The organism is Caballeronia sp. M23-90, from assembly GCF_053574605.1.
This window is the reverse complement of sequence record NZ_JBSIPA010000764.1, coordinates 1-1,694: the sequence shown is the minus strand read 5'-3', so window position 1 is coordinate 1,694 and position 1,694 is coordinate 1. Positions and strand designations below refer to the sequence as shown.

Genomic DNA, 1,694 nt, shown 5'->3' with positions numbered 1-1,694 from the left:
TTGTTCGGCACCATGCGCACGACCTGGCTGCCTTTCATTTCCGCCTTCGGCAAGCCGCCCGAAGGCACGATCACGCTCGAAGCACGCCACAGCGCGGGATCGCTTTTCATCAGCGTGAGCGATGACGGCGGCGGCGTCGACCTTCCCGCGCTGCGCCGGGCGATCGTGCAAAAACGCCTGTCCAACGAAGCGACGGCCGCGCGTCTGTCGGAAGCGGAATTGCTCGAATTCCTGTTCCTCCCCGGCTTTTCGATGCGCGATACCGTCACCGATGTCTCCGGCCGCGGCGTCGGTCTCGACGCGGTCCACGACGTCGTGCGCCAGGTTCGTGGCAGCCTGCGTGTCACGCAGGAAGAACTCGTCGGCACGCGCTTCGTGATGCAATTGCCGCTCACGCTGTCTGTGATCCGCAGCCTGATCGTGGAGGTCGATGGCGAACCCTACGGCCTGCCGCTCGCGCATGTGGCGCGCACGCTCGTGTTGCCGCGTGCATCGATCGATCTGCTCGAGGGCCATCAGCATTTCGAGTTCGAGGGCAGGCGTCTTGGCATCGTGACGGCGCACCAGATCCTGCGCGCCGGCACCTTCAACACGGTCAGCGACACGCTCAACGTGGTCGTGATCGGCCAGGGTGCGGCGACTTATGGCGTGGTGGTCGACCGGTTCCTCGGCGAGCGCATGCTGGTCGTGCAGCCGCTCGACAAACGTCTCGGCAAGGTGCCGAGCATCGCGGCGGGCGCGTTGATGGAAAACGGCGATCCGCTCCTGATCGCCGATCTCGACGACTGGCTGCGCGCGGTCGAAAAACTCGTCGTCGATGGCGAACTCGGCCGCGTTTCACAAGGTACTGCCCGCGCCGTCGCCGCGCCGAAAAAGCGCGTGCTGGTGGTCGACGATTCGCTGACCGTGCGCGAACTCGAACGCAAGCTGCTGGCCGGCCGCGGCTACGACGTGACCATTGCCGTCGATGGCATGGACGGCTGGAACGCGGTGCGCGGAGAGCGCTTCGACCTGGTGATCACGGATATCGACATGCCGCGGCTCGACGGCATCGAACTCGTGACGCTGATCCGGCGCGATCCGCAATTGCGCGACACGCCGGTCATGATCGTGTCGTACAAGGACCGTGCGGAAGACCGCCAGCGGGGGCTGGACGCGGGCGCGGACTACTATCTGGCAAAGGGCAGTTTCCACGATCAGACGCTGCTCGATGCTGTGCGCGATCTGATTGGCGAGGCGCAGCCATGATGAAGCAGTTATAAAAACGAGAGAGCTGGGGGCTGGCAATGAAGATCGGAATAGTGAACGACATGCCGCTTGCGGTGGAAGCCACGCGCCTGGCGCTGGCGACGCGGCCTGATTTCGATGTGATCTGGGTGGCGACCGATGGCGTGCAGGCCGTGGATTACTGCACGGCGCAGAAGCCGGACGTCGTGCTGATGGACCTCGTGATGCCGCACGTCGACGGGACGGAAGCCACGCGGCGGATCATGCGTCAGGCGCCGTGCGCGATCCTGATCGTGACGGTTGACGTGGGTGCGAACTCGTGGCGCGTGTACGAGGCAATGCGCGAAGTTTCCATGGCTCAATACCGATGACCTGATTGCGGGCGCCTACGGCAATTCCGGCGAAGGCTGGTTCGACGGATATGGCCTCGTGCAAGCGCTGAAGAAGAAAGCGCAGGCGCTCGGCGC

The 1,694-nt window shown here is 64.5% G+C and carries 1 protein-coding gene and 2 pseudogenes; all 3 read left to right on the top strand.

The genetic code is table 11. The features are described 5' to 3' along the window. Nucleotides 1–1,248: hybrid sensor histidine kinase/response regulator (locus ACRXB1_RS35625; protein ID WP_449494722.1), on the top strand; the 1,248-nt coding region annotated here is incomplete at its 5' end. Between the two features lie 38 nt (nucleotides 1,249–1,286). Further along, nucleotides 1,287–1,568, top strand: a pseudogene (locus ACRXB1_RS35620) (response regulator); the annotation flags it as partial. Between the two features lies 1 nt (nucleotide 1,569). Next, nucleotides 1,570–1,694 (top strand): annotated as a pseudogene (locus ACRXB1_RS35615) (FAD-dependent oxidoreductase); the annotation flags it as partial.